Annotated in this window: 20 protein-coding genes; 9 read left to right on the top strand and 11 right to left on the bottom strand. The window is 60.2% G+C overall.

The annotated features are described in order from the left end of the window. Window positions 1-14: 14 nt before the first annotated feature. The 3 genes from ACP7E3_RS13525 to ACP7E3_RS13515 all read right to left on the bottom strand — a co-directional run bounded on the left by ACP7E3_RS13525 (window position 15) and on the right by ACP7E3_RS13515 (window position 4,594). On the bottom strand, window positions 15-1,064 hold the full coding sequence (locus ACP7E3_RS13525) for an alpha/beta fold hydrolase (RefSeq protein ID WP_108524084.1): 1,050 nt from the start codon (window positions 1,062-1,064) through the stop codon (window positions 15-17). A gap of 83 nt (window positions 1,065-1,147) precedes the next feature. Next, window positions 1,148-2,797, bottom strand: a complete 1,650-nt coding sequence (locus ACP7E3_RS13520) for a flavin-containing monooxygenase (protein WP_426123346.1) — start codon at window positions 2,795-2,797, stop codon at window positions 1,148-1,150. A 231-nt stretch (window positions 2,798-3,028) separates the two neighbouring features. Beyond that, window positions 3,029-4,594 carry a carbohydrate porin gene (locus tag ACP7E3_RS13515; RefSeq protein ID WP_046383413.1) on the bottom strand — a complete coding sequence of 522 codons (1,566 nt, stop codon included), beginning with the start codon at window positions 4,592-4,594 and terminating at the stop codon, window positions 3,029-3,031. A 169-nt stretch (window positions 4,595-4,763) separates the two neighbouring features. Here ACP7E3_RS13515 and ACP7E3_RS13510 point away from each other — a divergent pair, with 169 nt between their 5' ends. From ACP7E3_RS13510 to ACP7E3_RS13485, 6 genes are all read left to right on the top strand, one after another. Beyond that, the gene (locus ACP7E3_RS13510) at window positions 4,764-6,038 is read left to right on the top strand and encodes an ABC transporter substrate-binding protein (RefSeq protein ID WP_177030150.1); all 1,275 of its coding nucleotides are present in this window, start codon (window positions 4,764-4,766) and stop codon (window positions 6,036-6,038) included. 21 nt (window positions 6,039-6,059) lie between these two features. Next, entirely contained in the window at window positions 6,060-7,022 is a 963-nt protein-coding gene (locus ACP7E3_RS13505; RefSeq protein WP_046383411.1) for a carbohydrate ABC transporter permease, read from the top strand. After that, complete coding sequence (locus tag ACP7E3_RS13500; RefSeq protein WP_046383410.1) at window positions 7,019-7,861, top strand: carbohydrate ABC transporter permease; 843 nt, start codon at window positions 7,019-7,021, stop codon at window positions 7,859-7,861. The genes ACP7E3_RS13505 and ACP7E3_RS13500 overlap by 4 nt, the downstream gene beginning before the upstream one ends. Before the next feature lie 27 nt (window positions 7,862-7,888). Then, window positions 7,889-9,034, top strand: coding sequence for an ABC transporter ATP-binding protein (locus ACP7E3_RS13495; protein ID WP_128191449.1), 1,146 nt, complete (start codon window positions 7,889-7,891; stop codon window positions 9,032-9,034). Continuing rightward, window positions 9,031-10,533 carry a glycoside hydrolase family 32 protein gene (locus ACP7E3_RS13490; protein WP_169850538.1) on the top strand — a complete coding sequence of 501 codons (1,503 nt, stop codon included), beginning with the start codon at window positions 9,031-9,033 and terminating at the stop codon, window positions 10,531-10,533. The genes ACP7E3_RS13495 and ACP7E3_RS13490 overlap by 4 nt, the downstream gene beginning before the upstream one ends. A 75-nt stretch (window positions 10,534-10,608) precedes the next feature. Further along, window positions 10,609-11,601 carry a LacI family DNA-binding transcriptional regulator gene (locus ACP7E3_RS13485; protein ID WP_046383407.1) on the top strand — a complete coding sequence of 331 codons (993 nt, stop codon included), beginning with the start codon at window positions 10,609-10,611 and terminating at the stop codon, window positions 11,599-11,601. Between the two features lie 14 nt (window positions 11,602-11,615). Here ACP7E3_RS13485 and ACP7E3_RS13480 read toward each other — a convergent pair whose 3' ends face one another. Beyond that, window positions 11,616-11,984 (bottom strand): winged helix-turn-helix transcriptional regulator, encoded by a 369-nt coding sequence (locus ACP7E3_RS13480; RefSeq protein WP_046383406.1) that lies wholly within the window; start codon window positions 11,982-11,984, stop codon window positions 11,616-11,618. 149 nt (window positions 11,985-12,133) lie between these two features. Between ACP7E3_RS13480 and gstA the strand changes: the two genes are divergently transcribed. Beyond that, window positions 12,134-12,763, top strand: coding sequence for a glutathione transferase GstA (gstA, locus tag ACP7E3_RS13475; protein ID WP_126585265.1), 630 nt, complete (start codon window positions 12,134-12,136; stop codon window positions 12,761-12,763). A 6-nt stretch (window positions 12,764-12,769) separates the two neighbouring features. Here the strand turns inward: gstA and ppsA are convergent, their stop codons facing one another. From ppsA to ACP7E3_RS13455, 4 genes are all read right to left on the bottom strand, one after another. Further along, window positions 12,770-15,226: a phosphoenolpyruvate synthase gene (ppsA, locus tag ACP7E3_RS13470; protein ID WP_426123341.1), complete on the bottom strand. Its 2,457-nt coding sequence runs from the start codon at window positions 15,224-15,226 to the stop codon at window positions 12,770-12,772. Further along, on the bottom strand, window positions 15,223-16,812 hold the full coding sequence (glgA, locus tag ACP7E3_RS13465; RefSeq protein WP_426123339.1) for a glycogen synthase GlgA: 1,590 nt from the start codon (window positions 16,810-16,812) through the stop codon (window positions 15,223-15,225). Before glgA ends, ppsA begins: the two co-directional genes overlap by 4 nt. 230 nt (window positions 16,813-17,042) lie before the next feature. Beyond that, complete coding sequence (gene glgP / locus ACP7E3_RS13460; RefSeq protein ID WP_128191451.1) at window positions 17,043-19,544, bottom strand: alpha-glucan family phosphorylase; 2,502 nt, start codon at window positions 19,542-19,544, stop codon at window positions 17,043-17,045. A gap of 24 nt (window positions 19,545-19,568) precedes the next feature. Then, window positions 19,569-20,774 carry an acetate/propionate family kinase gene (locus tag ACP7E3_RS13455; RefSeq protein WP_261754785.1) on the bottom strand — a complete coding sequence of 402 codons (1,206 nt, stop codon included), beginning with the start codon at window positions 20,772-20,774 and terminating at the stop codon, window positions 19,569-19,571. A gap of 431 nt (window positions 20,775-21,205) precedes the next feature. On the opposite strand from ACP7E3_RS13455, the gene arcD reads away from it, so the two are divergent. Continuing rightward, window positions 21,206-22,696 carry an arginine-ornithine antiporter gene (arcD, locus tag ACP7E3_RS13450; RefSeq protein WP_057004100.1) on the top strand — a complete coding sequence of 497 codons (1,491 nt, stop codon included), beginning with the start codon at window positions 21,206-21,208 and terminating at the stop codon, window positions 22,694-22,696. 88 nt (window positions 22,697-22,784) lie between these two features. Beyond that, complete coding sequence (locus tag ACP7E3_RS13445) at window positions 22,785-23,327, top strand: Hsp20/alpha crystallin family protein (protein WP_046383400.1); 543 nt, start codon at window positions 22,785-22,787, stop codon at window positions 23,325-23,327. Between the two features lie 322 nt (window positions 23,328-23,649). Here the strand turns inward: ACP7E3_RS13445 and ACP7E3_RS13440 are convergent, their stop codons facing one another. The 3 genes from ACP7E3_RS13440 to ACP7E3_RS13430 form a co-directional block, all read right to left on the bottom strand. Beyond that, complete coding sequence (locus ACP7E3_RS13440) at window positions 23,650-23,904, bottom strand: Lpp/OprI family alanine-zipper lipoprotein (protein WP_017845783.1); 255 nt, start codon at window positions 23,902-23,904, stop codon at window positions 23,650-23,652. Between the two features lie 116 nt (window positions 23,905-24,020). Then, window positions 24,021-25,808 (bottom strand): DNA polymerase/3'-5' exonuclease PolX, encoded by a 1,788-nt coding sequence (polX, locus tag ACP7E3_RS13435; RefSeq protein ID WP_128191453.1) that lies wholly within the window; start codon window positions 25,806-25,808, stop codon window positions 24,021-24,023. Next, window positions 25,805-26,338, bottom strand: coding sequence for a c-type cytochrome (locus ACP7E3_RS13430; protein ID WP_164886991.1), 534 nt, complete (start codon window positions 26,336-26,338; stop codon window positions 25,805-25,807). Before ACP7E3_RS13430 ends, polX begins: the two co-directional genes overlap by 4 nt. Window positions 26,339-26,460: the final 122 nt, after the last annotated feature.

Genomic DNA, 26,460 nt, shown 5'->3' with positions numbered 1-26,460 from the left:
TTTTGAAGCTTGTTTCAATGTGTCGGGGACGAAAGCAGCTCTGCCAGATGGGCGTCCAGTTGATTGAGCATTTGCGTATCGGTGCCAAAAAGTCCGAGGTGACCGTCGATTGATTGCAATGGCCTGAACTCGCTGTTCGGGATCATTTTCTGCTCCGACAGACAATCGTCCACGGTAAAGAACTGGTCATGTGAGATGGGCATGACATAGGTTTTCGCGCGGATTCGCCCCAGGGCCGTCGCAAGATCACCGCCCGTGTTTCGACTGACATCACCCCGCTGCCATTTCCAGGCCATGGTCAGGAGGTTGTTAGGGTCCATTGCCGCAAAGTAGTTCGTCATAAAGCTGTCGACGAATACCTGCATCGACTCGAAACCCAGTGCCTTATGCCGCTCGGCGCGGAAGAACGCGGTACTCCAGCCCATCAATGTCCAAACTTTCGCGTGGCGCTTGAGCCCGGCCGCCACTGCCGCCGATGAGCCGTATAAGCCAGCCCGGAAGGCCGGATCGGTGGTTATCGCATCAATCAGTATTTCGCTGAACAGGAAGTCATGTTCGCTATTGCGCGCAGTGCCCGCTATGGCTGCGGCGCGTTTGACAAAGTCTGGATAGCGCACGGCCCACTCGTAGGTTTGCTGCGCGCCCATCGATCCCCCGACCACTAACGCCAGGCTCTCGATGCCAAAGTATTCGGTGAGCAATGTGTGCTGGGCACTGACGTCATCGCCAATTCTGACATTCGGGAACCCAGGGCCAGCCAATGAACCGCCGGTGTTACTCGCAGAGCTGGAAAGACCGTTACCGATCTGGTTGACGACGATGATGCAGTATTTCGCAGGGTCCAGCGCCCGCCCTTCGCCGATGTAGATCTGCTCCATCGCCTTGCTTGTGCCGGAATACCAAGTGGGAACCAGTATGGCGTTAGTCTTGTCGGCGTTCAGGGTGCCATGTACGGCTACGGCCAGCTGACATTCAGGAATGCACGAGCCTTCTTCAAGCTGAAGCGCTCCGATGTTGATCAGTTCAAAAGGACCGTGATGTTCCTGGGAGTAATAGTTGTTCATTTCAGGTTACCTCGAATATCGAGCTGTCACGGCGCAATAGAGAGTCGGAGTGACAGCTGCAATCAATGAGCAGTCGTTCGACCTCAAGCCATTTCAAAGCCTGGGTAACCCTGTGCGGCTATTTCGTCGCAGCGGCGATGATAGTTACCGACACCGCCGATATACGATACAAGTCGGCGCGGTTTTCCATCGACGTTGGAGCCCATGTACCAAGAGTCGGTTTTGACGACCAGGGTCTTCGCCGCCGTCTCGTCGTGATGCTGTACCCAGTCGTCCTCGAACTCTTTGGAAGCTTCCACGACGTGTTTGCCGTGCTGGATGGCAAACTCAATGCATCCGGTGATCCAGTCCACCTGCTGCTGCAGGCAAGTGGTCATGTTGCAAAGTGCAGCCGACGGTGCCAATGGCGCACCGGTGGTGAACAGGTTGGGGTAGCCATGGATCTGCAGCCCCATCGATGTACGGATTTCTTGTTTCCACTGCTCCCTCAACGACCGGTTATCGCGCCCTCGAATGTCGATCCGGCTGAGTGCGCCGGAACCTGCATCGAAACCCACGGCCAGCACGATGATGTCTACCTCGTGAATCTTTCCATCCGCGGTCTGGAGCCCCTCCGGCACAATGCGCTCGATCGGCGACTGCTTGCAGTCGACCGCCTCGACGTTGGGTTGCAGATAGACTTCAAGGTACTTGCTTTCCAGCGGTACGCGATGGGTGCCGAAGCCATAGTCGGTCGGGATCAGCAGGTTGCAGAGATCTGGCCTCGACTGCAGGCGCTCACGCATCTTGATACGCACGAACTCCGACACGACTTCATTGACCTGTTCGTCAAAGAACATCTCGGGAAACGACGCCAGCCACATGGCCAAAGAGCCATCCTCCCAGAGTTGTTCAAGCACGGCTTGTCGCTCGTCGGGGGTTTTCTCGGCCCAGGGGCCGGCGTCGAAGTCATAGTCGAAACCGGCAAAGGTCTCTCGCACGCGCTTCTTGAGCTGGTGGAATTGGGTGCCCCACTTTTCCCAGTCTTCTTTGCTGTACTTAGGGTTCCTCATCGGAATCACATACTGCGGGGTACGCACGAAGACCTTCATCGATCCCACCGCCGGAGCGATGGTCTGGATCACCTGAATACCGGTGGCGCCAGTGCCTACCACGGCCACGCGCTTGCCGTTGAAGTCCACGGGGTCTTTTGGCCACAGACCGGTGTGATAGATCTGACCGTTGAAGTCGGTTTGGCCGGGGAACCGATCGGACAGCGGAGCGGACAGCATCCCGCAGCAAGAGATCAGATATTGCGTATTGATCGTTTCGCCGGCCTCGGTTGTCACCCTCCAGTGCCCGCTCTCTTCGCAGAAGTGCGCGGCAGCGATGCGGGTGTTGAACTGGATATCTTTCTTGAGGTCGAGCCGATTGGCGACGAAGTTCAGCCACTGCTCTGTTTCGGGCTGAGCCGGGAAACGCTCGGTGGGTTGCCAGGACTTATAGAGTTCTTCAGAGAACCAGTACTGATAAATTTCTGCCTGAGAGTCAAACCGCGCACCGGGGTAACGATTCCAATACCATGTGCCGCCCACTCCGGAAGCCGTATCGTAGGCACGGACCGTCAAGCCCATCTCACGAAGTCGATACAACTGGTAGAGGCCAGCTACCCCTGCACCAATCACCATTGCGTCCAAGTACGTGACTTTGCCGTTTTCGGCAGACACAGCGGCGAGTTTAGATTGAGCACTCATTTTGAAGCCTCATATTGTTATGTTTATATTTGCCTTTACTTACTTGCTGCCAGGCAATGCTTAAGGCACGGATAAACGATAACAACCGAGGCGCGTTCTACTCTTGAAGGAAATGGTGAATAGCTTGAACAATCCGGTGCGATGAACCGGGCTTCGCCGAGGCCGACGACAGAGGGGCGCGACGCAACCCGACCGACGCGCTGAAGGCGCGTAGGCCGGCGCGTCCAGGCATTAAAACCAGGTTTCCATCTGTATCCCGTATTGCCATACACCGCCGGCCTTGAAGTCGGTCTTGCCGAAGGCGTCAGAGGTCGCGTAGTTGTCCAGATCGGAAGACCAGTTCATCACGCTTGCGAACACTCGCAACTCGGGCCGCGTGAGAAGGTCGCCAACGTCAAGCTTGAATGTTGGCGCGACAGTGAACTTCCAGAAGTTACCGTCGACTGCATTACGTTGTAGATAGCCCTTCGGGTCGAGGTTCATGGTTTGCCAGCTCAATTCGTAGGCCATCTCAAAATTGCTGTTGATTTCATTGGCCAAACGCATGTTGAGGGTCATCCAGCGGTAGTCGTCACCCTTGACGTATCTATCCTTGCTCTGCTCGGCCAACAAGCTCGGGCCGATGCGCCAACCAGGCGCGATGGGCGTCTCGCCATACAGTGCCAGGCGCAGAGCGCGGGCGTCGTCAATCAACTCACCGTCCGAGCCGACGTTCTTGACCTCCGCGCCCAGGCCTTGCCCATAGAGCAGCGCGGTTTTGAAGAAGCCTTCCCTGCCGAAAAAGTTTTTCTGGTGGTTGGCCAGCATGGTGTGTACACCGGAATTCGCAGGCCTGAACCCCGCTTCGTTGGTGCGGGTGGCGAAATCGTTTTTCTTGGCGCCAATGCCATTGAACATCCACTGCCACTGACCATTATCGAAGAACTGGTTGGAGGTCAGGATGTAGCTTTCCACATCGGCATTCACACCGTCTCGACTGAAATCGCCGTAGGTACGCCCGATCAACGAGTAATTCGAGCGCCAATTCTTGTTCATCTGCACATCGTAGATGCCACCCCCGGTGCCGGCCAGATAGACAACGTCCGAATCCATCCAGTGGATATCGAAGTTATCGCGATCAAATCGCTTACCGGCCCACAAGGTCGCGTTCTCGAACACTGAGTTGCCCTTGAACGCGGCGAGATGGTCGAGTTCCGTGAAGACCTGGCGCACGTTCAACTTGCTTTCTTCGGCGGTCCAGTCATTGGAACTTTCCACGCCGTCGGCGATGGAGACCGTGAATTTCGCGCGGGTACCGTTCTGCGCATAGATCTCTTTCGACAGGTCTATACGCATGTAGGTGTCGTCTTCGTTACCGAGGCGCCCAACCGCACCACCGACCGAGCCGGCCGGTGTCGTATACGGCCCGCCGCGGCCACCGCCGAGTCCCTGGTCAATCAGCAATCCCGAGCGGGCATAGCCTTTGAAGCTGAAGCCGTCTGTGAGGTGTCCGGTACCGCCCGGTTTTTCCAGGCTTTCTTGGCGGGCTTCAAGTTTTGCCAGCCGGGTATCCAGCGTCGGTGCCGCCGTTGCTTGCGCAGTGGCGGCAGCGGGCTGCAAGGGCGGCGTGGCGAGTTTGATCTGTTGCAATTCTCTGGCGAGTGCCTGGGTTTGCTGCTCGGCTGCGGCGGCACGTTTCTCGGCGGCGCTGGCACGGGCTTCGAACGCGGCCATGCGTTCTTCCAGAGTCGCGGCCTGGGACGTCGCCGCCGAGGTGCTGAGCACGCCTGCGAGCAGCCATTGTGATGCTTTCTGCATGTGGATTTCCCTGTTTTGTTTTTATTGTTTTGTCCCAGCGACAGACGTGTTTTTCCGTGAGGTGTGAATTGCCAGAGTCGGCAAAAAAAAGGATGCCTCATCGAAAATACGCTGATACATTGAGCGTGTTAACGTTAACTTCTCTAAAAACAAAAATAAAGAGGGCTTTATGAAACAACTGAAATCGCTCCTTCCCGCAGCGCTGCTTGCCCTCTGTGCCGGGCTTCCTGGCGTCTCGAGCGCAGCCGATCTGACGATCTCGTGCGGTGCAGTGGGTGCCGAGTTACAACTGTGCAAGGAGGCTGTCGAGGCATGGTCGAAACAGACCGGCAACAACGTCGAGGTGGTTTCCACGCCTAACTCGGCAACCGAGAGGCTGTCGTTCTACCAACAGATCCTCAGTGCGCAGTCCAGCGACATCGACATCATTCAAATCGACATGGTGTGGCCGGGAATGCTGGCCAAACACCTGATGGATCTGCGCGAGGTGCTTGCGCCGGACGCGACCCAAGGCTACTTCCAGGCCCAGATCGATAACGCCACGGTGAACGGACGGCTGGTGACGATGCCGTGGTTCACCGATTCGGGCCTGCTGTATTACCGCAAGGACTGGCTCGAGAAGTACAACAAGCCGGTGCCCCAGACGTGGGAGGAAATGACCGCTACCGCCAAGGAAGTTCAACAGGCCGAACGCAACGCCGGTAACCCCAATGTGTGGGGCTACATATTTCAGGGGCGCGCCTACGAAGGTCTGACGTGCAATGCACTGGAGTGGATCAGCAGCCAACCGGAAGGCGGACTGGTCACCCCGCAAGGCGACATCGTGGTCAACAGCCCGGCTTCAAGAGCGGCTTTGACCCTGGCGAAAAGCTGGGTCGGCGACATCTCCCCGCGTGGCGTACTCAATTACACCGAGGAAGAAGGACGTGGTGTCTTCCAGTCGGGCAACGCGCTGTTCATGCGTAACTGGCCTTATGTCTGGGCCCTGGTGCAAAGCCCGGACAGTGCCGTCAAAGACAAGGTGGGCGTCGCTCCCCTGCCCCGCGGCGGCAGCGCCGGCAGCCATGCGTCCACCCTTGGTGGGTGGGGTCTGGCGGTTTCGCGTTACAGCGCCCATCCGAAACTTGCCGCAGAGCTGGTGAGTTACCTGACCAGCGCTCAAGAGCAAAAACGGCGTGCGCTGATAGGCGCCTATAACCCGGTGATCGAGGCGCTGTATCAAGACCCCGAACTGCTCGCGGCAATGCCTTACTACCGTCAGCTCCACAGCATCCTCAACGACGGGGTCATGCGCCCCGCCTCAGTCACTGCCGAGCGCTATCCACGGGTTTCCAATGCGTTCTTCGATCGGGTGCATGGCGTGTTGGCGGGTGAGTTGCCCGTCGATCAGGCGCTTGCCGAGCTGGAAAGCGAACTCACGCGCATCAAACGCCGGAACTGGTAAGCCACAAGGAAGGAAATCACCATGTCTGTCTCTACTCCCCACGCCTCCTGTGACGAGCCCCTGCTCGCCAGGGAGACGCCCATACAGCGCCGCCGCCTGCGCGCCGCCTGGCTGTTTCTGACACCGATGTTGCTGTGCCTGGCCCTGGTAGCGGCCTGGCCGCTATTGCGCACATTCTGGTTCAGCCTGACCGACGCCAACCTGGCGGACACGCGTGGCGCAACCTTCGTCGGCTTTAGCAATTACCTGTTCTACAACGGCTCCGGCTGGTCGGGCATCCTGGTCGATCCACAATGGTGGAACGCGGTGCGCAACACGCTGCATTTCACCGTGGTGTCGGTGGGCCTGGAAATCGTCCTCGGGCTGCTGGTGGCATTGCTGCTGAACATCAAGTTCACCGGCCGGTCCCTGGTGCGTGCATTGATACTGATTCCCTGGGCGATTCCTACGATTGTCTCGGCGAAAATCTGGTCGTGGATGCTCAACGACCAGTTCGGCATCATCAATCACCTGATGCTGAGCCTCGGCCTGATTGACATGCCGTTGGCCTGGACGGCTGATGCGAGTCTGTCGATGTGGGCCGTCATCATCGTCGACGTCTGGAAGACCGTGCCCTTTGTCACACTGCTGATGCTGGCGGCCTTGCAGATGTTGCCGAGCGATTGCTACGAAGCCGCCAGGGTCGATGGCATTCATCCGCTGCACGTGTTCTGGCGTGTCACGCTTCCACTGTTGATGCCTGCATTGCTGGTGGCGGCGATCTTTCGCATCCTCGATTCGCTGCGGGTATTCGACGTTATCTATGTGCTGACCTCGAACTCGTCGAGCACCATGAGCATGTCGGTCTATGCGCGCCAGCACCTGGTGGAGTTCCAGGACGTGGGCTATGGCAGCGCGGCGTCGACGTTACTGTTCCTGGTCGTCGCGGTGATTGCGTTGCTGTATCTCTACCTCGGACGCCGTCAACTGGAGGTGCGCTCATGAGCCCGCGTCTACTCAAAAAAGCGCTGTTGCGCCTCGGGTTCTGGTGCCTGATCGGAATTTTGCTGCTGTATGCAGTCTTCCCTTTCTACTACGCCATCGTGACGTCGCTGAAGCCATCCAGCACCTTGTTCGAGGTGAGCTACTGGATCGACCGTCCCGACTTCTCCAATTATGCGGCGGTACTCCATCAACCCTCGTTCCTGAAAGCTATCGGCAACTCGCTGGTGGTTGCGCTGTGCGTCGTGACGCTGGCGTTGTTCCTCAGCCTGACCGCCGCCTATGCCTTGGGCAGGGTGAAGTTCCGGGGGCGCGGCACAGTATTGATGATGGTGCTTGGCGTCTCGATGTTTCCCCAGGTCGCGGTACTGTCGGGGCTGTTCGAAGTGATCCGCGCCCTGGGCCTGTACAACACGTCCTGGGCGTTGATCCTGAGCTACACGATTTTCACCCTGCCCTTCACCGTCTGGGTGCTGACCACATTCATGGGCCAACTGCCCCATGAGCTGGAAGAGGCGGCAATCATGGATGGCGCTTCGCCGTGGGTCACGCTGACGCGGGTGCTGTTGCCGCTGCTCTGGCCCGCCCTGGTCACCACTGGCTTATTGGCCTTTATCGCAGCGTGGAACGAGTTCCTGTTCGCCCTGACCTTCACCCTCACCGACACGCAACGCACGGTACCGGTCGCCATTGCCTTGATTTCCGGCGGGAGCCCCCATGAGCTGCCGTGGGGACTGTTGATGGCCGCTTCGGTGCTGGTCACGGTCCCATTGGTGATTCTGGTGCTGATCTTCCAGCGCCGAATCGTATCCGGCCTCACTGCCGGCGCGTTAAAGGGTTGATGCCCAACAAATACAAGGAACAGCATCGTGATCAAATTGAAACTGGACAACGTGAACAAACAATTGGGCGGCGCACGGATTCTTCGCGACGTCAGCCTGGAGATTGCCGCGGGCGAGTTCGTGGTGTTCGTTGGCCCTTCGGGCTGCGGAAAATCGACCCTGCTGCGACTGATCGCCGGGCTGGATTCGATCTGCGGCGGCGACCTGCTGATCGACGGACGACGGGTCAACGACCTGGAACCGCGTGAGCGCGGCGTCGGCATGGTGTTTCAGTCGTATGCGCTGTACCCGCACATGAGTGTCTACGACAACATCAGCTTCGGTCTCAAACTGGCCAAGACGGAAAAGAGCAGCTTGCGCGAGCGCGTGCTGAAAACTGCGCAGATCCTGCAACTGGACAAACTGCTGCAACGCAAGCCAAAGGAACTGTCCGGAGGCCAGCGTCAGCGTGTGGCCATGGGCAGAGCCATGGCGCGGGAGCCGGACATTCTGTTGTTCGATGAACCGCTTTCCAATCTGGACGCATCCCTGCGGGTGCAGATGCGCAACGAAATCGCCCGTCTGCATGCTCGACTGGGCTCGACCATGATCTACGTCACCCACGACCAAGTAGAAGCGATGACCCTGGCCGACAAAATTGTCGTGCTCAACGGCGGCCGCGTGGAACAGGTCGGCTCACCGCGCGAACTCTATGAACGCCCAGCCAGCCGCTTTGTCGCCGGTTTTCTCGGCTCGCCCAGAATGAACTTTATGCCGGCGCGCCTGCATGCCCCAGGCAAAACCAGCCTGATCGACACCCCTGTAGCGGGCATGACTGCCCTGCCCTTCGACAGCTCGAACCTGCCGGCAGACGCGCAGCTGAGCCTGGGGATTCGCCCGGAGCACCTGTCGCTCAAAGCGGCTGAGGGCACCAGCGGTGTCGTCGTGACCGGGGTCGAATACCTGGGTAGCGAAACCTATGTACACCTCGAATCGGGTCAGGACGAACCCCTGATCTGCCGTTGCGAGGTCAATGCCGGATGGCAGGTGGGCGATCGGGTCGAGCTGCAGCTGGACACTGACAACCTGCACCTGTTCGACGCCGACGGCACCGCTTTGAAACGCCATCCGGCCGCCGCCGAACACCTGCCCGATGACGTCGCTCTGCATTCATTCCGAGCACGCGCCCTATGACTTTGTCCTTGAATACCCTGAGCGAGCCAATGCCTTCAGCCCTTGACCTTGCGCAGCGCGCACTGCATGACGGTGCGTCTCGCGTCGTCGACGACTATCGCCCCGGCTATCATATTGCGCCACCAGCAGGCTGGATGAACGACCCGAACGGGGTCGTGTACTTTCGTGGCGAATATCACGTGTTCTATCAACATTACCCATTCGAAGCGAAATGGGGCCCGATGTATTGGGGGCACGCCAAGAGTGCCGACCTGGTTCATTGGCAGCACCTGCCCATTGCGCTGGCGCCCGGCGATGAGTGCGACCGTGACGGTTGTTTTTCCGGTAGCGCAGTGGTGTGTGGGGATACCTTGGCACTGATCTATACCGGGCACACTTGGCTTGGGGAAGTGGGCGACGAACGCTCGATCCGTCAAGTCCAGTGCCTGGCCACCAGTGTCGACGGCATCCGCTTCGTCAAGCATGGCGCAGTCATCGAGACCGCGCCGCAAGACAACATCATGCATTTTCGCGACCCCAAGGTATGGAAGGAGGATGACGCTTGGTACCTCATTGCCGGCGCACGCCTGGGCGACAGGCCGCTGCTTCCGTTGTACCGCTCCACCGATCTGCACACCTGGGAGTTCCTTGACTATATTGCCGCGGGCAGCGACGGCGATGGTTATATGTGGGAGTGTCCGGACCTGTTTCGACTGAACGGACGCGACGTGCTGCTGTATTCCCCGCAAGGCATGCTTGCCCAAGGGTACGAACGGCTGAACAAATACCAGACGGGTTATCGAGTGGGCCGGCTCGACAGCGCGTGGCACTTCACCGGCGGGCCGTTTATCGAGCTGGATAACGGCCACGATTTCTACGCCGCGCAGACCCTCGTTGCCGCCGATGGTCGGCGTCTTGTCTGGGCCTGGCTCGACATGTGGGAAAGCCCGATGCCGAGCCAGGCCCATCACTGGAGCGGCATGCTCGGATTGCCACGCGAACTTGAACTGTGTGCCGATCGCCTGCGCATGTTTCCGGCCCGGGAACTCACCGCACTGCGCGGGACGCTGCTGCCGGCTACCGCGTGGTGGGAGGCGTCGGGAAGCCGCTGGGTGCCACAAGTGAATGGCGATATGCTGGAAATCCATGTGCATCTGGATTTACTCGGCTGCACCGACGGCCACTTGGGAGTCGCCTTGCGTTGCAGCGACGATGGCCAGGAACAAACCCTGCTCTACTACGATGCGGCGTTGCAGCGTCTGGTTCTTGACCGCAGCCGCTCGGGTGCGCAAGTCAGCGGCCAGCGCAGCGTGGCGATAGACCCGACACAAGGGCAACTGGCACTGCGGGTGTTCCTCGATCGTTCGTCCATTGAAGTGTTCGACGAAAACGGCAGCTTCAGCCTGAGCAGTCGCCTCTACCCGCAGCCCGGCAGTCTGGGGGTGAAGCTCTTTGCAAGCGGGAGTGGTGGGCGTGTCGCCATTCCCAAGGCATGGCCACTCGCCTCGGGATGGTTATGAACCGTGTCATTCGAGTCGCGAGAAGCGCAGGCCATGTGTCATGATTCGGCCTCAACCTGACCGGTCTCGCTTCACATGACTTCAGTGAAAGACGTTGCACAGCTAGCCGGCGTGTCCCTGATGACGGTTTCCCGAGCGCTCAACAACCCGGAAAAATTGAGCCCCGAAACCTATCAACGGGTGCGCCGCGCCATCGACGAATTGCAATTCGTGCCCAGCCTGTCGGCGCGCAGGATTCGCGGCGACAACCTCCAGACTCGAACCATCGGCGTCTTCGCGCTGGACACCGCGACAACCCCGTTCGCCGTCGAACTGCTGCTGTCCATCGAACAGACCGCGCAGCAAGCCGGCTGGAATGTATTTATCCTCAACCTGTTAAGCAACCCGCCCACCGACCAGAACATCGACCTGATGTTATCGCACCGTCCCGACGGGTTGATCTTCAGCGCCATGGGGCTGCGCCAGGTGTGCATTCCCGAGCGATTGAAGAGCACCCGCCTGGTGCTCGCCAATTGCCTGGCGGATGACAGCCGCCTGGTCAGTTATGTGCCCGACGATGAAATGGGGCAGTATCGAGCCGTACATCACGCCTTGAGCCAAGGCTATCGGCGCCCTCTGTTGATCAATCTCCCAAAACAGAGCCTGGCGTGGGGGCTGCGGCAAAAAGGCCTGCAGCGTGCCTGTCAGGCATTCGGGCTGTTGCCTGAGGCACTCCTGCAATATGACCTTTCCGATCATGACGCCTATGGTGAAACCGCGACCATCCTCGACCGGCACATCATCGAGGGTCGCCCCCAATTCGACATTCTGATCTGTGGCAACGACCGGATTGCTTTTTGTGCCTACCAGGTGTTGTTGGGCCGCGGGCTGAAAATCCCCGATGATGTCGCCGTGCTCGGCTACGACAATATGATCGGTATCGCCGAACTGTTCATCCCACCGCTGACAACGGTACAACTGCCGTACTACGAGATCGGTCGCAGGGCCGCCCGACACCTGATCGACGCCGTCGAGGTATCGGGAGCCCAGTCAGTCGATTGCCCGTTGGTTGCCAGGGCGTCGCTCTAAGGGCAGCCATTGCCTCAACCACGCGCACTGTCAGTCAAGACCGAAGACATGCTCACAATCTCCTCACATGGGCGACTCTTGACCCACAGCCCAAACTCTTTCATTACCGCAACGACCGGTTCCAGCCGTCGCCCGTCCACGGTGAGTTCGTACTCAACCGTCACGGGCACGGTGGGGAACACCGTCCGTTTGACCAGCCCGGCTTGCTCAAGGGCGCGCAAGTCGAGGGTCAGCATGCGTTGCGAAATAGCCGGAATGTCGCGCCTCAGCGCATTAAAACGCTTCGGCCCATCGAGCAGGTAGGACGCAAGAAGCAGGCGCCAGCGGCCACCCAACAAACGCATCGCTTCTTCGACCGAGCAGCCAGAGATGTTGTCTTTCATAGTCAGAGTCCTGGCCGGGTGTAGGTATATTTTTTGTACCTATACTACAAAATAGTGCGTTCTTCCTATTTTATACCGGGCATCTAGAATCAGCTGAAGCGCGCTCTCCATTGGATTGACAGCGCTCCCCCCTGTCCTGGAGTTTGCCAATGAAGTTGTACTACATCCCCGCGTCTTGCTCGCTTTCGCCCCACATCGTTCTGAATGAATTGGGTCTCGATGCCACGCTGATCAAGGTCGATCACAAGACGCACCTTACCGAATCGGGCGCCAACTACTTCGAGGTCAACCGTCTGGGCTACGTACCCGCCATCGAGCTGGACGATGGCACGCTCCTGCGTGAAGGCCCGGCAATCGTGCAGTATTTGGGCGACCTGAAGCCGGCGCTTGGGCTGGTTCCCGCTCATGGCACCCTCGATCGATACCGACTTCAGGAATGGCTGAGCTTCCTGTCGTCTGAGATTCACAAGGGCTACATTCCGCTGTTGTACGCCACACTCGCAGGTCAATACGTCGAGACTGCCAAGCCAAAGCTGGAAAAGCGCTTCGCCTGGATCGACGAACAATTGAGTACCCGTCCATACCTCATGGGCGATGCCTTCACGGTGGCGGATGCCTATCTGTTCGCATTGACCGGCTGGGGCCAGGCCTCTTGGCTGACCAGCTATTACAAGGCCGACATCCACTTCGAGCACTTGCATAACCTCCGGGCCTGGTATGACCGGGTCAAGGTGCGTCCTGCGGTGCGCAAAGCATTGCGAGACGAAGGCCTTGCATGAAAGGCCTCACGTGCCGATGTTGCCCCGGTCGGCCTCATCGCTCGGTAACCGCTGCGCCTGCACCGCCAGCACATGCCGAATCGTCGCCAGCACCGCATCCGGGCTGAGGCTCATTGAGTCGATGCCAATCGACACCAAAAACTCCGCCATCTCGGGATAATCCGACGGCGCCTGCCCGCAGATTCCCGAGTGTCGGCCGTTACGCTTGGCGCCTTCTACCGCCAGGCGAATCATCTGCTTGACGCCCGGGTCGCGCTCATCGAAATCGAAGGCGACGATTTCCGAGTCGCGGTCCACGCCGAGCGTCAACTGGGTCAGGTCGTTGGAACCGATCGAGAAGCCGTCGAACAGTTTGGCGAACGCGTCGATCTGGATCACGTTGTTGGGTATTTCGCACATGATGTAGACCTCCAGCCCGTTTTCTCCGCGCTGCAGGCCATGGTTGGCCATGGTCGCCAATACCCTTTCGCCCTCCGCCACGGTGCGGCAAAACGGGATCATCAACTTGATGTTGGTGAGGCCAATGTGTTCGCGCGCCCATTTCATCGCCGCGCACTCCAGCGCAAACCCTTCGGCATAAGCCGGATGGCTGTATCGGGACGCGCCGCGAAAACCGATCATCGGGTTGTGTTCTACCGGCTCGAAATACTGCCCACCCAGCAGGGTCGCGTACTCATTGCTCTTGAAGTCGCTCATGCGTACCACGCACGGTTTTGGGTACACCGCTGCGGCAATGGTGGCGACGCCTTCGGCCAAGGTCTTGATGAAAAAATCCGTAGGGTCCGCATGCGCGGCGCTCAGCACGGCGATTTTTTCACGGGTGGCGTCATCCAGCTTTTCCGGGTGGACAAGGGCCATCGGATGGACCTTGATGCATTCATTGATGATGAACTCCATGCGCGCCAGACCGATACCGTCGACCGGCAGCGAGGCCAGGCTGAAGGCCTGATCGGGGTTGGCCAGGTTCATCATGATGCGCGTGTCGGGATGCCCGAGTTGGCTGAGGTCCGTTTCCTCCACATCAAAATCCAGGATGCCGTCGTAGACCGTTCCGATTTCGCCTTCGGCGCAACTGACGGTCAACAAGGCGCCGGTTTTGATTGTCGCTGCCGCATTGGTGGCGCCCACGATCGCGGGAATACCCAGCTCCCGCGCCACGATGGCCGCGTGGCAGGTGCGTCCGCCGCGGTTCGTCACAATCGCGGCGGCGGTTTTCATCACCGGTTCCCAATCCGGAGTCGTGGCTTCGGAGACCAGCACTTCACCCGGTTGAAACTCGCTGAGCTGTTTCACATCGTTGACGATACGGGCCTTCCCGGCACCGATGCGGGTGCCGACCGCCTTCCCCTTGAGCAGCACTGACGAGCGTTGCTTGAGGTGATAGATCTGCAGCACGCTGCCTTTTTTCTGCGAGGCCACCGTTTCGGGGCGCGCCTGGACCATATACAAGTGGCCATCGATCCCGTCTTTCGCCCATTCCATGTCCATGGGTTTGTAGAAACCGGCTTTGCTCGAATAGTGGTTTTCAACCTTGATGGCATAGTCAGCCAGGACCATCACGTCCCCGTCCGAGAGGCAAAAGCGCGTTTGTTCTTCGTCGGGTGTTTCGATATTCGCGGTGTACTCCTGCGCGATGTTCCCGGTATTGAGGGTATCGGTAAACACCATCTTCTTTTCTTTGCTGCCCAGGCTACGCTTGAGCACGCCACGATAACCGGCGACGAAGCTGGGTTTGTGTACGTAGAAACTGTCCGGGGCCAGCGCGCCCTGCACCACATTCTCCCCAAGCCCCCACGCGGCGTTGATGAACACGACATCCTTGAAGCCGGTTTCCGTATCCAGGGAAAACATCACGCCACTGGCCCCGAGATCACTGCGCACCATTTTCATGATGACGACGGCGAGATCGACTTTGAAGCAATCAAAGCCGTTGTCGTATTTGTAATGGATCGACCGATCGGTGAAGTTGGAGGCCAGGCAACGCTTGTAGGCATCGAGCAGCGCATCTTCATTGGCGATGTTGAGATAGGTCTCGTTCTGCCCGGCAAATGACGCCTGCGGCGAGTCCTCGGCGGTTGCCGAGGAGCGCACGGCCAGTGAAAGGCTGTTGCCATATTCGCGCTTGAGCTGGGCGTAACTGTGCAGTATCGCGCTCTTCAGGTCTTCCGGCAGCGTACAGCCATACACAATCGCCCGCGCCCGTTTGCCGCGGGCTTGCAGGTCCTTGATGTCGTTGGGGTCGAGGCCGTCGAGCGCGGCATGCAGCGGCGCCCACGCCTTGTTGTGCTCAAGGACATAACGGTACGCGTCTGAAGTAACGGCAAACCCGTTGGGTACGCGGATGCCCTGGCCTGTCAGGTTCTGGTACATCTCTCCCAGCGAGGCGTTCTTGCCACCGACCTGTGCGACCTCGTTGATACCCAAGTCCTTGAACCAACGAATGTGCGGCTGTGAATGGGTCACGATATCTCTCCATTGAGTGAGGGGGCCGCCAGGGATACCCGATTGGCCTTCAGCAATCGCAGATACAGGGCGCTGTAAGGCTTTATGGCTTGGTGCCAATCGAACGGCTTGCGCATGGCGCGGCAACGCATTGCATTGAGCAGTTCAGGGTTGGCGAACACCTTGATCGCCCGCGTCAGTGCTGCCGCGTAGCTTTCCACGGTGGGTTCCTCGAACAGAAAACCGCTCACGCCATCTTCGATCGTGTCGGCCAGCCCACCGGTATTACGGGCTACCGGTAATGAGCCGAAACGCTGCGCATACATCTGGCTCAGGCCGCACGGTTCATAGCGCGACGGCATGAGCAGGAAGTCACTGCCGGCAAACATGCGCCGAGCATCCGTTTCGTTGAAGCCGATAAGCACACCGACCTGGCCCGGGAAGCGCCGGGCCAGCTCCCGTGCGGCCTCCTCTTCCTGCGGTTCGCCACGGCCGATGATGGCGATCTGCCCGCCCTGCCTGACGATGTGCCCGGCAACGCCAATGGTCAGATCCAGGCCTTTCTGGAAGACCAGACGCGATACCACCGCGAACAGAGGCCCCGTCGACGGCTTGAGATTGAACAACTGGCGGACATAGTGGGCGTTCACCGCCTTGCCGAGCCAATCGTTAGCGGCAAACCGGCAGATCAAGTGCTCATCGGTTTCGGCGTCCCAACTGGCGTCGATACCATTGGCAATGCCGCTGAGCAGCCCTTGTTCGGCTTTGCTCTGCAGAAAGCCGTCCAGGCCGCAACCGAACGCTGGCGTGGTGATTTCCCGGGCGTAGGTCGCGCTGACGGTGGTGATGTGGTTGGCATAGGCCATGCCGGCCTTGAGCAATGAGAGCTTGCCGTAGAACTCCATACCGTCCGAGGCCAGCGCGTGCTCGGGGATGCCCAGTTCGCGCCGGGAACCGCTGCTGACCATGCCTTGATAGGCAAGGTTATGGATGGTGAAAATGCTCGGCGTGGCCTGCCCACGCCAGCGCATGTACGCCGGCGCGAGGCCGGCCGGCCAATCATGCGCGTGCACCAGCTCCGGACGCCACTGGCACTTCACCGCGCCTGCGGCGAAGTCGGCCGCGGCCAGGCCGAGACGGGCAAACCGGATATGGTTATCCGGCCAGTCACGGCCATTGTTATCCCCGTAAGGAGTGCCTTCACGCTCATACAGTTCGGGACAGATCACCAGGTAAATGACCAGGCCATCCGTCATGTCCATCCGCCCGATCTTGCACGCCGGCAATGCCGCATGGCCCTCCAGCTCGCTGATCACATGGACCGGATTTCCACTGTTGAGCACTTGCGGGTAACCCGGCATCAACACGCGCACATCGTGCAGGGGATGCAGGGCCCGGGGCAATGCCGCCGATACATCGCCGAGCCCGCCGGTTTTCACGAGGCCGGCCAATTCGGAGGTCACGAACAGGACCTTGGCTCTCGCCGCCACGCTGGTAATGGCCGATGAAACCGGCGCTAGCGCCAGCGGATCAACAGTCGAGGTAACCCATTCACTGACCGGCAGGTTGAAACGTTCAGCCTGCGGGGAAATGGCGGCTGCGCCCATGATCCTTTTCCTTTTTGTTGAGTCGAGAGTGCGGGAAGACGGTTAAGTCAGTCGCACGAGTATCTGGGGTTGCTCCCGATGCCCTCTGATCTTTATCAACAAATGCGCTTTGCTGCCGCGTGGTACAGCGCCCATTGCGATAGGTGATGCTCTCGGTGTTCACCGTTCTTCTGCTGTTGGCCGCCAGGCTTTACCCCGGTTTGGCTCGCTGACAATAGGCGTATCGCAGCTCAACGCTGCCACGCAATCAATGGGTTTTCCGCTGGCAGAAAGGCATCCGCGTGCCAGGCGCGAACCCTCGGAGTGTAGTGCTCCAGCGGGCGCGTGGCGGCGACCGAAATGGAATAGATATAACCCTGGATGGCGCCCGGAATCACATCGACGGCATTCATCAGCAAGCACTCTGCGGGGTACTCGTCGCACAGGCCGCCATAGAGTTCCACCTTGACCCACAGAGGCGAGATCTCACCCAAATAGACCGGCACGCGAACGCACAGGCAGTCGCCATCGCGATGCCCCTCGACCGCGCCGAAGTGAATATTGTCCCAGGCCGCCGTCAACGCCTTCTGCCAGGCATGGAGCGTGCGCGCCAGTGCCGCGTTATCCTCGCGGCGGCGTCGAAACGCCTGAATCGCCGGTTGGTAAAGATGCTCCAGGTATTCCTGCAGCATGCGATTGCTGCTGTAGTACGGCCCCAGCTGCGACATGCTGGCGCGCATGCGTTGCACCCAGTCGCGTGGAATACCCTGTGCATCGCGTGAATAGAACGTGGGGACGACCTCGTTTTCCAACAGGCCGTACAAGCGCTCAGCGTCGACGTCGTCATCGCTCGGCGCGTCATCCCCGATCGCCCAGCCATAGGCGGGCTGGTACGCTTGCGCCCACCAACCATCGAGTTCCGAGAGGTTCAACCCGCCGTTGACGAGCACCTTCATGCCACTGGTGCCGCAGGCTTCCCAGGGCCGACGCGGGGTGTTGATCCAGACATCGACGCCTTGCACCAGGTGTTGGGCCATTTCCAGGTCGTAGTCTTCCAGGAACACCACATGCCGGCGCAGCCCCGGGCGATGCACGAAGTCGAGCCATGCCTGGATCAGTTGCTTGCCGCGCTCATCGGCGGGATGAGCCTTGCCAGCGATGAGCAGTTGTACCGGATGCTGCTCGTTGGTTAACAGCCGCGCCAGGCGGTCGCTGTCGTGCAGCAGCAGGTTCGGGCGCTTATAGTCGGTGAAGCGTCGCGCAAACCCGAGCGTGAGGCAGTTGGGGTCAAACACCTGCCCGCCCTCCGCCACCTGCTGCGCCGACTCGCCACGCTGCTCGAGCTGCCAGGCCAGGCGCTTGCGCGCATAGCTCACCAGGTCGCGCCGTTGCTCGGCAGCCATGTTCCACAAGGCCTCGTCGTCATTGTTGGCGACCGTCGCCGGCAGCAACTCGACTGCGCCGCGCCAACGCTCCTTGCCGCAGCTTGTGGTCCACAGATGATCGGACCACATTGAGTCCCAGGACGGCACATGCACACCGTTGGTGACATGCCCCACCGGTATCTCTTGAACAGGCCAGCGGGGATACAAATCGCTGAATAGCCGTCGGCTGACCTCGCCGTGCAAGCGGCTCACGCCATTGGCTTGAGCGCACCCACGCAGCGCCAGAAAAGCCATGTTGAAGGGTTCATCCGCATCCGACGGATTGCGTCGGCCCAACGCCAGCAACTCGTGCGAGGTGAGGCGGCAGTCGTCGAGATAGCCGCGGGCGTACTTGAGTACCAATTCCGCGGAAAACACATCGAAACCCGCAGCCACTGGCGTATGGGTCGTAAACACGTTGCCTGCCCGCGTCGCCCACCAGGCTTCCTGGAACGATGTGCCCTTCTGATGCATGAAGCGCCGGGCACGCTCCAGCACCAGCAGTGCAGCATGACCTTCGTTGAGGTGGCACACATCGACATTGATCGCCAACGCTTCGAGTGTGGCCCAGCCGCCGATGCCAAGCACCACTTCCTGCAGCAAGCGCATCTCCGAACCGCCACCGTACAACTTCGAGGTGATACCACGGTCGCTGGCGCCGTTGAGCAGGTCATTACTGTCGAGCAGGTACAGGCTGGTACGCCCGACGATGGCCTGCCACACGCGTAAATACAGGGTCCGGCCGGGAAGCGCCAAGGGGATTTTCAACCACGCGCCGTCCTGTCCAAACGTCGGCTGGATCGGCAGGCTGGTGGGGTCATTATAGGGGTAGGCCTCCTGCTGGCGCCCCATCGCGTCGATGGATTGTCGAAAATAGCCTTCCTGATAGAGCAACCCCACCCCGAGCACCGGTACGCCCATGTCGCTTGCCGTCTTCAGGTAATCCCCGGCCAGCACACCGAGCCCGCCGGCATAAAGCGCCAGCGCCTCGCTCAGGCCGAATTCCATGCTGAAGTAGGCGATCCGCTTGGAATCGCCGGCGCTTGTCTGCTGCGCATACCAACCCGGCTCGCTGAGGTAGTGCCGATGCTCTTCGATGGCGTGCGCGAGGGTTTGCGAGAACGTCGCATCTCGGCAGAGTTCTCCTAGCCGGTGCGGCGAGGTGTTCTGCAGTATCAACCAGGGGTTGTGGGTACGCTCCCACAGCTGCGGGTCGATGCTTTTCCAGAGTTCGTCGAGCGCATGGTTCCAGGTCCAGCGCAGGTTAAGCGCAAGCTCGGTCAATGCGCGCAACTGCTCCGGCAGTTCGCGTGGCAGGAATGCATACACGTCGACACCTCAAGGCGATAGTGGCTAAAGCGCCTCGCTCGATGCCGGCGCCGGCAGCAAGGCCAGGCTGTGTCGAGCGATGACGGCATTTTCATCAGTGGCGATGACCCAGGCCGATACCGGGCTGTCCGGCGTCGTCAGGCAGGCTCCGGTGGGCGGGTGCTGGTTGCGGGTTACGCCTAACCAGGCGCAACCGTCGAGAATCCCGTCACGCACGGTGGGTGCATGTTCGCCAATGCCGCCGGTGAACACCAACGCGTCGAGCCCGCCGAGCAATGCGGCCAGCGCGCCGATCTCCTTGACGGCACGCCGTACAAACAACTCAACGGCCTGCGCGGCCCCTTCGGCGTGGCTGGCCAGCAGCGTCCGCATGTCACTCGCCACACCGCCAGAGACGCCCAGCAATCCGGACTCGTGGTACAGCAGGTGTTCGACCGCCGCCGCGCTCATGCCGCGTTCGCGCAGCAGGTACAGCACGATGCCGGGGTCCAGGTTGCCCGGGCGGGTGCCCATCAACAGCCCGTCCAGGGTGGAAAACCCCATGGTGGTGCCGCAACTGATGCGGTTACGCATCGCGCACAGGCTGGCACCGTTGCCCAGGTGTGCGACCAGGGTGCGCCCGGCCGCCGCGCGCGGGTCGTAATCCGCCAGGACCCCGGCAATGTACTCGTAGGACAAACCATGGAAGCCGTAACGCCGCAGGCCCGCCTCGCTCAGTGCCCGGGGCAGGCCGTACAAGGTTTCCAGCGGGTCGAGTGTGTGGTGAAAGGCAGTGTCGAAGCAGGCCACCTGAGGCAGCTCGGGATGCTCGCGGGCCATATGGAGAATCGGTGCCAGGCACAAGGGCTGGTGCAACGGTGCCATTGGAATCAGTCGTTGTATCTCGTCGATCAGCGCGCTATCGACCCGCGCAGCCACTTCCCGACGGGCGCCGCCATGGACCACCCGATGCGCCGCGCCGACAATCTGCCATTGGCGGTTGCTGCCCAGCCAACGCATCAGGTTGCCCAGGGAAACTGCGTCCATGCAACTGTCGGCGCGCCATTGCTCCTGATGTTCGGCCTCGGATCCTGGGGCCTGGTACGCCAGCGTTGCCCTGCCCTGGCGCACTTCAATCATGCCGCTGCCCAGGCAATGGACCGTTGGTGCCGCCACGAAGTAAAGGGAAAACTTGAGGGTTGAAGAGCCCGCATTCAGCACCAACAACGCCGGGCAAGGGGCATCCATCATGCGCGGCTCCACAGCGCCGGGGAATCCACGGCCTGACGGGAGCCGCCAAGCAGTAACCGTAATGCTCGCATCATGGGCCGCCTCGACACTCGATGAGGTTACAGGGAACCTTGCCCCAGGTTGGCCTTATCCTGGCATCCACGGGGCGCGGCGGCTTGACCTTCCTCAATAAAATGTTCCCGTTACGGTTCAGCGCGTTCCTGGCGCATCAATATCATCGACGAACAACACTTTGGCGTTTAATGACGAAAACACCCGAGGGAAAATTTTTTTGAAAAACAATTCAATCAGTTAAGTATTGCGACTGATCCGCAGACACTTACATCTGATCTAAATCAACCAGACCCAGCCCCTTCGCGCAGAAATTAGATGCAGCAGTCGCACCCTCGCATTCGACGGTGCAGATACTCACGTTTTCGTGGAGGCTCGTCATGGCTACGCATCTGCAAGGCTCTCAACCGATCGTCCCGCCGGCTGTCCAACCCGTGGCAGGCAGTCTGCGCAAGGTAGAACCCAAGCGCTTGTCGCTGAGCTTGTTGATTGCCCTGGTAGTCGGTTCGATGATCGGCAGCGGCATTTTCAGCCTGCCGCAAAATATGGCCGCCAGTGCGGGCGCCGGTGCGATTCTGATCGGTTGGTTGATCACCGGCGTCGGCATGCTGTCGCTGGCGCTGGTCTATCAGACCCTGTCCAACCGCCAGCCCGCGCTGGACAACGGTGTGTTTGCCTATGCGCGTGCGCTGGGTGGCGAATACCTGAGCTTCAACTCCGCCTGGGGTTACTGGATCAGTGCCTGGATCGGCAACGTCAGTTACCTGGTGATCCTGTTCGCTGCGCTGAGTTACTTCTTCCCGGTGTTTGGCGAAGGCAATAACAAGGCGGCGATCGCCGGTGCGTCCGTGGTGTTGTGGGCGTTGCACTGGATGATCCTCAGGGGCTTGCGCACCGCTGCGCGGGCCAATGCGTTGACGACGGTCGCGAAGATCGTGCCGTTGCTGTTGTTCATCGGCCTGGTGATCGCCGCGTTCCAGCGTGAAACGTTCACTGTCGACTTCTGGGGCTCGCCGGCGTTGGGCAGTACGCTCGATCAAGTCAAAAGCACGATGCTGGTCACCGTTTGGGTGTTTATCGGGATCGAGGGCGCCAACGTGTTTTCTGCCCGTGCGGCGGAGCGGGCCAATGTCGGGCGGGCCACGGTGATCGGTTTTGTCATCACGTTGTTGCTGCTGATTTCGGTGTCCTTGCTGTCGCTGGGGGTGCTCAAACAACCGGAACTCGCCGCCTTGAAGAACCCCTCGATGGCGGGCGTGCTGCAGGCCGCGGCCGGGCCATGGGGCGCAGTGCTGATCAGCATCGGCCTGATTGTTTCGGTCGGCGGCGCCCTGCTCGCCTGGACGTTGCTGGCGGCCGAGTCGGTGTTCACGCCCGCCAAGGAAAAGGTCATGCCTGTCTCGCTGGGCGTGGAAAACACCCAAGGCGCGCCAGCCAATGCGCTGTGGCTGACCAACGGCTGCATTCAATTGTTCTTGCTGCTGACCTTGTATTCGAGCGCTACCTATCTCGCGCTGATCTCCCTGGCCACCTCGATGATTCTATTGCCGTACCTGTTCAGCGGCCTGTATGCGCTGAAACTGACCTGGAAGGGTGACACCTATGCCGGCCACCGCGGCCTGCAATTGCGCGACATGGCCATCGCGGCCGTCGCCACACTGTATTGCATGTGGTTGCTCTATGCCGCCGGGCCGAAATACATGCTGCTCAGCGCCCTCCTCTACGCCCCGGGCTCGTTGATCTACCTGGGCACCCTGCGCGCCCGTCAGGGACAAGCGCTCAGCGGCCCCGAGACCGGCCTGTTGATCATCATCTGGGCGGCCGCGGCCTATGCCGGCTGGATGCTGTGGTCGGGGACGCTGACCTTGTAACGATGGGCTTGCCCCCGTGTTCTGTCCTGGCAGGCCGCGCAGAGGCCGTTCTGCTGCCTGCCTTCTATCTGAAGAGGAGTACCGAAAGATGAGCAATTCCGCAAAAAAAATGCCGGTCACTACCGAACACAAATCCGACCAGCATCCCGTGACGACAGACCTGTGGCGGCCGCTGGAAAAACTGCGGCAACAGGTGGACCACCTGTTTGATGACTTCAATCTCGGTTCCGGCCTGTCGCCCTTCAGCCGGGGGCTGTTCGACGTTGAACCGTTCTGGCGTCGCGAGCTGATCGGCCATGGCATGCCTGCCGTGGACATCACCGAGAAAGACAAAAGCTACGAGATCACCGCCGAAGTACCCGGCATGGATCAGAAAGACATTGAGGTCAAACTGTCCAACGGCAGCCTGATCATCAAAGGCGAGAAACAGGAGGACAAGGAAGAAAAACGCAAAGGCTACCACCTTAGCGAGCGTCACTACGGTTCCTTCGAGCGGGTGTTCAACCTGCCCAAAGGTATTGATGCCGATAAGATCGACGCGAGTTTCAGCAAAGGCGTGCTGTGCATCTCGTTGCCGAAAAAGCCAGAAGCCATGAAAGCGGATAAAGTCGTGCCGATCAAAGGCGAATGAATCCCAGGCTGCACTGCCCCTTGGCGGGAAACCGACAAGGGGCTTTTTTTATCTGCAGTGGTTCAACGCTTCATCCCCGGAAAATATCGAACAGCTCGATCTTCAAGAGCGTGCGAATGCACAGGTAACGCCTGCCGAACGTCAGCCTAAGCCACATGTTCAGCGGCAGTCCGTTACGCGAAGAGATGATAGTCGGGGAAAACCAAGCCAATGCTGTTGAGTCGACGCGCAGGTGCCAGATGTGCTGCCTGGCAGGGCTGGTTGCAGGCCTGCGGCTGTCTTGCAGCAAACCCGACGACGTGTCGGGTGCTGCAACCGTTCACTATTTGCGGCTGGCTTTTTCGAGCATCCGGCTGGCGCGCTCATTGGCCTGGTCGGCAGTCTGTTGCGCCTGATTGGCCGCCATCGCCGCCTGCTCCGCTTTCGAGTAGGCTTCATCGGCTCTGGCGCGTGCCGACAGCGCAGTGCTTTGAGCAGCCTCCAGGCGTGCATCCAGTTCTTTGGCCGGTTTGTTACTGCAACCAGCCGATAACGCGAGGAGGACGCTGAGCAACACTACGGGTAAACGCATATTCATGGGTATTCTCCTTGAGGGTCGTAGCAGGAACGCTCCGGCTACGGTTCAAGTATCCGGCGCCGTCGGTGCGGGGCTCTGATTTTTGTCAACTTTCGACCAAGAATCAGACCGAACCGTCAGTTCCCGGCGCCTTGCGCACGCCCGCCTGCCGTAGCAGCCAACAACGACTTCAGCGCGCTCAGCGAACGGGTATTGAGTACATCGCCCTTTTCCAGCCAGGCACGCCGGGCTAGCGCGACGCCGTAGCGCAAGTACGCAAAATCCGCGGTGCGCTGGGCATCCGAATTGATGCTGATCAGCACGTGTTGGTCTTTGGCGTATTGGCATTGAAGGTCGAACAGGTCCATGCGCTGGGGTTGCGCGTTGAGTTCCAGGCAGCAGCCGCGTGCAGAAGCGGCCCTGATGACGGCCGACAGGTCCATGTTCAACGGCGCGCGCTGATTGATCAGGCGACACAGCGGGTGCGCCAGTAGCGTGAAATAGCGATGATCCATGGCCCTGAGCAGGCGTTGCGTCTGTTGCCGCAGCGTCAGGTTGAAATGCGTGTGGACCGCGCCCACCACAAGGTCCAGGCGAGCGAGAACAGCGTCTGGCAGCCCCAGGCTGCCATCTTCCAGAATCTCGACTTCAACCCCCTTGAGCAAGGTGATGCCGCGCAGGCGGGCGTTGAGCGCATCGATCTGGTCGATCTGCTTCAGCAGCCGCTCGCTGTCCAGGAAATGATCGGTGATCGCCAGGTATTCCAACCCGGCTTGCTGCGCGGCCAGTGCCATCTGTTCCAGGGTATTGGCGCCATCCGCGTCGCAAGTGTGCGCGTGCAAGTCACCCTTGAGATCACTCACTTCCACCAGCCTGGGCAAACGCCCGCTGAGTGCCGCCGCGACCTCACCGCGATCTTCGCGCAGCTCCGGCGTGATCCACGGCAACCCCAGGGCCTGATAAACCGAGACCTCCGTGGCACCCGCCAGGCGTTCCTGGCCCTTGAACACGCCATACTCGTTGAGCTTCAGGCCCTGTTCCCGCGCCTGCTTGCGAATCGCAATGTTGTGCGCCTTGCTGCCAGTGAAATACACCAGCGCGGCGCCCCAGTCCGCAGGCTTGACCACCCGCACGTCGACTTGCAGGCCGGAGTCCAGTACGACACTGGCCCGCGTGCGGCCTTTGACCAATACGGTGGACACCTCCGGGTGCTTGATCAGGTGCGCCGTGACCGCCACTGCGGGCGCTGCCGCCACCAGGATGTCGATGTCGCCCACGGTATCGCGCATGCGCCGCAGACTGCCGGCCAGCCTCGCGTCCTCGACCCCGGGCAGCTGATGCAGATACTCGATCAACTGCAGCGCCACGGGCTCGACAACGCCCAGCGGCAACCGGCGATCCTTTCCGAGCCCCTTCTGCGCGGCGCTCAATAAGCGCGCCTCAAGCCTTTCGCCAAAACCGGGCACATGGCGGATGTGGCCCTGCTCGGCGGCCTCGCACAGTTGCTGCGCGGTTTCGATCCCCAGGCCGTGATACAGGTGTTTGATGCGTTTGGGGCCGAGGCCGGCGATGGACAGCAGTTCAACCAGCCCAGGCGGCAATGTCGAGCGCAGGCGTTGCCGTAGCGCACAATCACCGGTGCTGGCGATTTCACTGATCTTGGCCGTCAGATCGACGCCGATACCCGGCAGTTTCGGCAAGGTTTCCCCACGTGCGATGAGCGGCGCCAACTCGACCGTCAGCGCCCTCAGCGTGCGCGCCGCAACCCGATAAGCGCGGATGCGAAACGGGTTGGCGTCATCGATTTCGAGCAGGTCGGCGATATCGTCAAACACCGCGGCAATCTCCTCATTACTCACCGCCCGCGAGCGCTTGACCGTCGACGTCAGCGCGCTGGGCGCCTGCGGTACGGCCGTGAGCTTCATGGCCCCAGCCTGGCCATGTAATGCGCGACCGCCTCGGCATCGACGTCCGACAGCGTGTGCGCAATCTGGCTCGTCAGGTCACCGCGCTCACGCAGGTCGGCCTGTTGAAACACCTGGATCTGGCGAACCATGTACGCGGCATGCTGGCCTGCCACGCGTGGGGTCTGGCCATGGCCCCGGCCCTCGGCGCCATGACAGGCGCTGCACTGAGCGATGCCGGATTCCGGCACGCCGTGGCGAAAGATCAATTCGCCCCGCGCGTCAGGCGTTTCGGCTTCAGCCTGCATGGCCGGCTGTTTTGAATAGTAGTCCGCCAGTTCAGTGATCTGCGATTCGGTCAAATGGGTAAAGCCCCACATGTATTGAGTCGAGGCTTTATCCATGCGCGTATGGTTTTTGAAATCCGTCAACTGCTGCTTCAGGTAGTCTTTTTGCTGGCCGGCCAATTTGGGAAACAACGGCGATACCGACTCCCCCGTCAGCCCGTGGCACAGCGAACACACGTCGTTTACCAAGGCCAGCGCGGGCATGGATGCGGTTTTTTGCGATGCCCGGTCGCGGGTGTCGGTACAGCCCACAAGGGCCACCACACAGAGGGCAAGCGTCAGGTGTGATCGATTGATAGAGCACCTCATATCACAAGCCTCCATGA

This window comes from Pseudomonas sp. PSPC2-3 (assembly GCF_049898265.1).
GTDB classification, from domain to species: Bacteria; Pseudomonadota; Gammaproteobacteria; order Pseudomonadales; family Pseudomonadaceae; genus Aquipseudomonas; species Aquipseudomonas veronii.
The sequence above is the reverse complement of the archived record's forward strand: the minus strand, read 5'-3'. Positions and strand labels throughout refer to the sequence as shown.

Coding starts and splice junctions, on each gene's coding strand:
- ACP7E3_RS13525 (WP_108524084.1), bottom strand. CDS start 1,064: ATGAACAACTATTACTCCCAGGAACATCACGGTCCTTTTGAACTGATC.
- ACP7E3_RS13520 (WP_426123346.1), bottom strand. CDS start 2,797: ATGAGTGCTCAATCTAAACTCGCCGCTGTGTCTGCCGAAAACGGCAAA.
- ACP7E3_RS13515 (WP_046383413.1), bottom strand. CDS start 4,594: ATGCAGAAAGCATCACAATGGCTGCTCGCAGGCGTGCTCAGCACCTCG.
- ACP7E3_RS13510 (WP_177030150.1), top strand. CDS start 4,764: ATGAAACAACTGAAATCGCTCCTTCCCGCAGCGCTGCTTGCCCTCTGT.
- ACP7E3_RS13505 (WP_046383411.1), top strand. CDS start 6,060: ATGTCTGTCTCTACTCCCCACGCCTCCTGTGACGAGCCCCTGCTCGCC.
- ACP7E3_RS13500 (WP_046383410.1), top strand. CDS start 7,019: ATGAGCCCGCGTCTACTCAAAAAAGCGCTGTTGCGCCTCGGGTTCTGG.
- ACP7E3_RS13490 (WP_169850538.1), top strand. CDS start 9,031: ATGACTTTGTCCTTGAATACCCTGAGCGAGCCAATGCCTTCAGCCCTT.
- ACP7E3_RS13485 (WP_046383407.1), top strand. CDS start 10,609: ATGACTTCAGTGAAAGACGTTGCACAGCTAGCCGGCGTGTCCCTGATG.
- ACP7E3_RS13480 (WP_046383406.1), bottom strand. CDS start 11,984: ATGAAAGACAACATCTCTGGCTGCTCGGTCGAAGAAGCGATGCGTTTG.
- gstA (WP_126585265.1), top strand. CDS start 12,134: ATGAAGTTGTACTACATCCCCGCGTCTTGCTCGCTTTCGCCCCACATC.
- glgA (WP_426123339.1), bottom strand. CDS start 16,812: ATGGGCGCAGCCGCCATTTCCCCGCAGGCTGAACGTTTCAACCTGCCG.
- ACP7E3_RS13455 (WP_261754785.1), bottom strand. CDS start 20,774: ATGATGGATGCCCCTTGCCCGGCGTTGTTGGTGCTGAATGCGGGCTCT.
- arcD (WP_057004100.1), top strand. CDS start 21,206: ATGGCTACGCATCTGCAAGGCTCTCAACCGATCGTCCCGCCGGCTGTC.
- ACP7E3_RS13445 (WP_046383400.1), top strand. CDS start 22,785: ATGAGCAATTCCGCAAAAAAAATGCCGGTCACTACCGAACACAAATCC.
- ACP7E3_RS13440 (WP_017845783.1), bottom strand. CDS start 23,904: ATGAATATGCGTTTACCCGTAGTGTTGCTCAGCGTCCTCCTCGCGTTA.
- polX (WP_128191453.1), bottom strand. CDS start 25,808: ATGAAGCTCACGGCCGTACCGCAGGCGCCCAGCGCGCTGACGTCGACG.
- ACP7E3_RS13430 (WP_164886991.1), bottom strand. CDS start 26,338: ATGCCCGCGCTGGCCTTGGTAAACGACGTGTGTTCGCTGTGCCACGGG.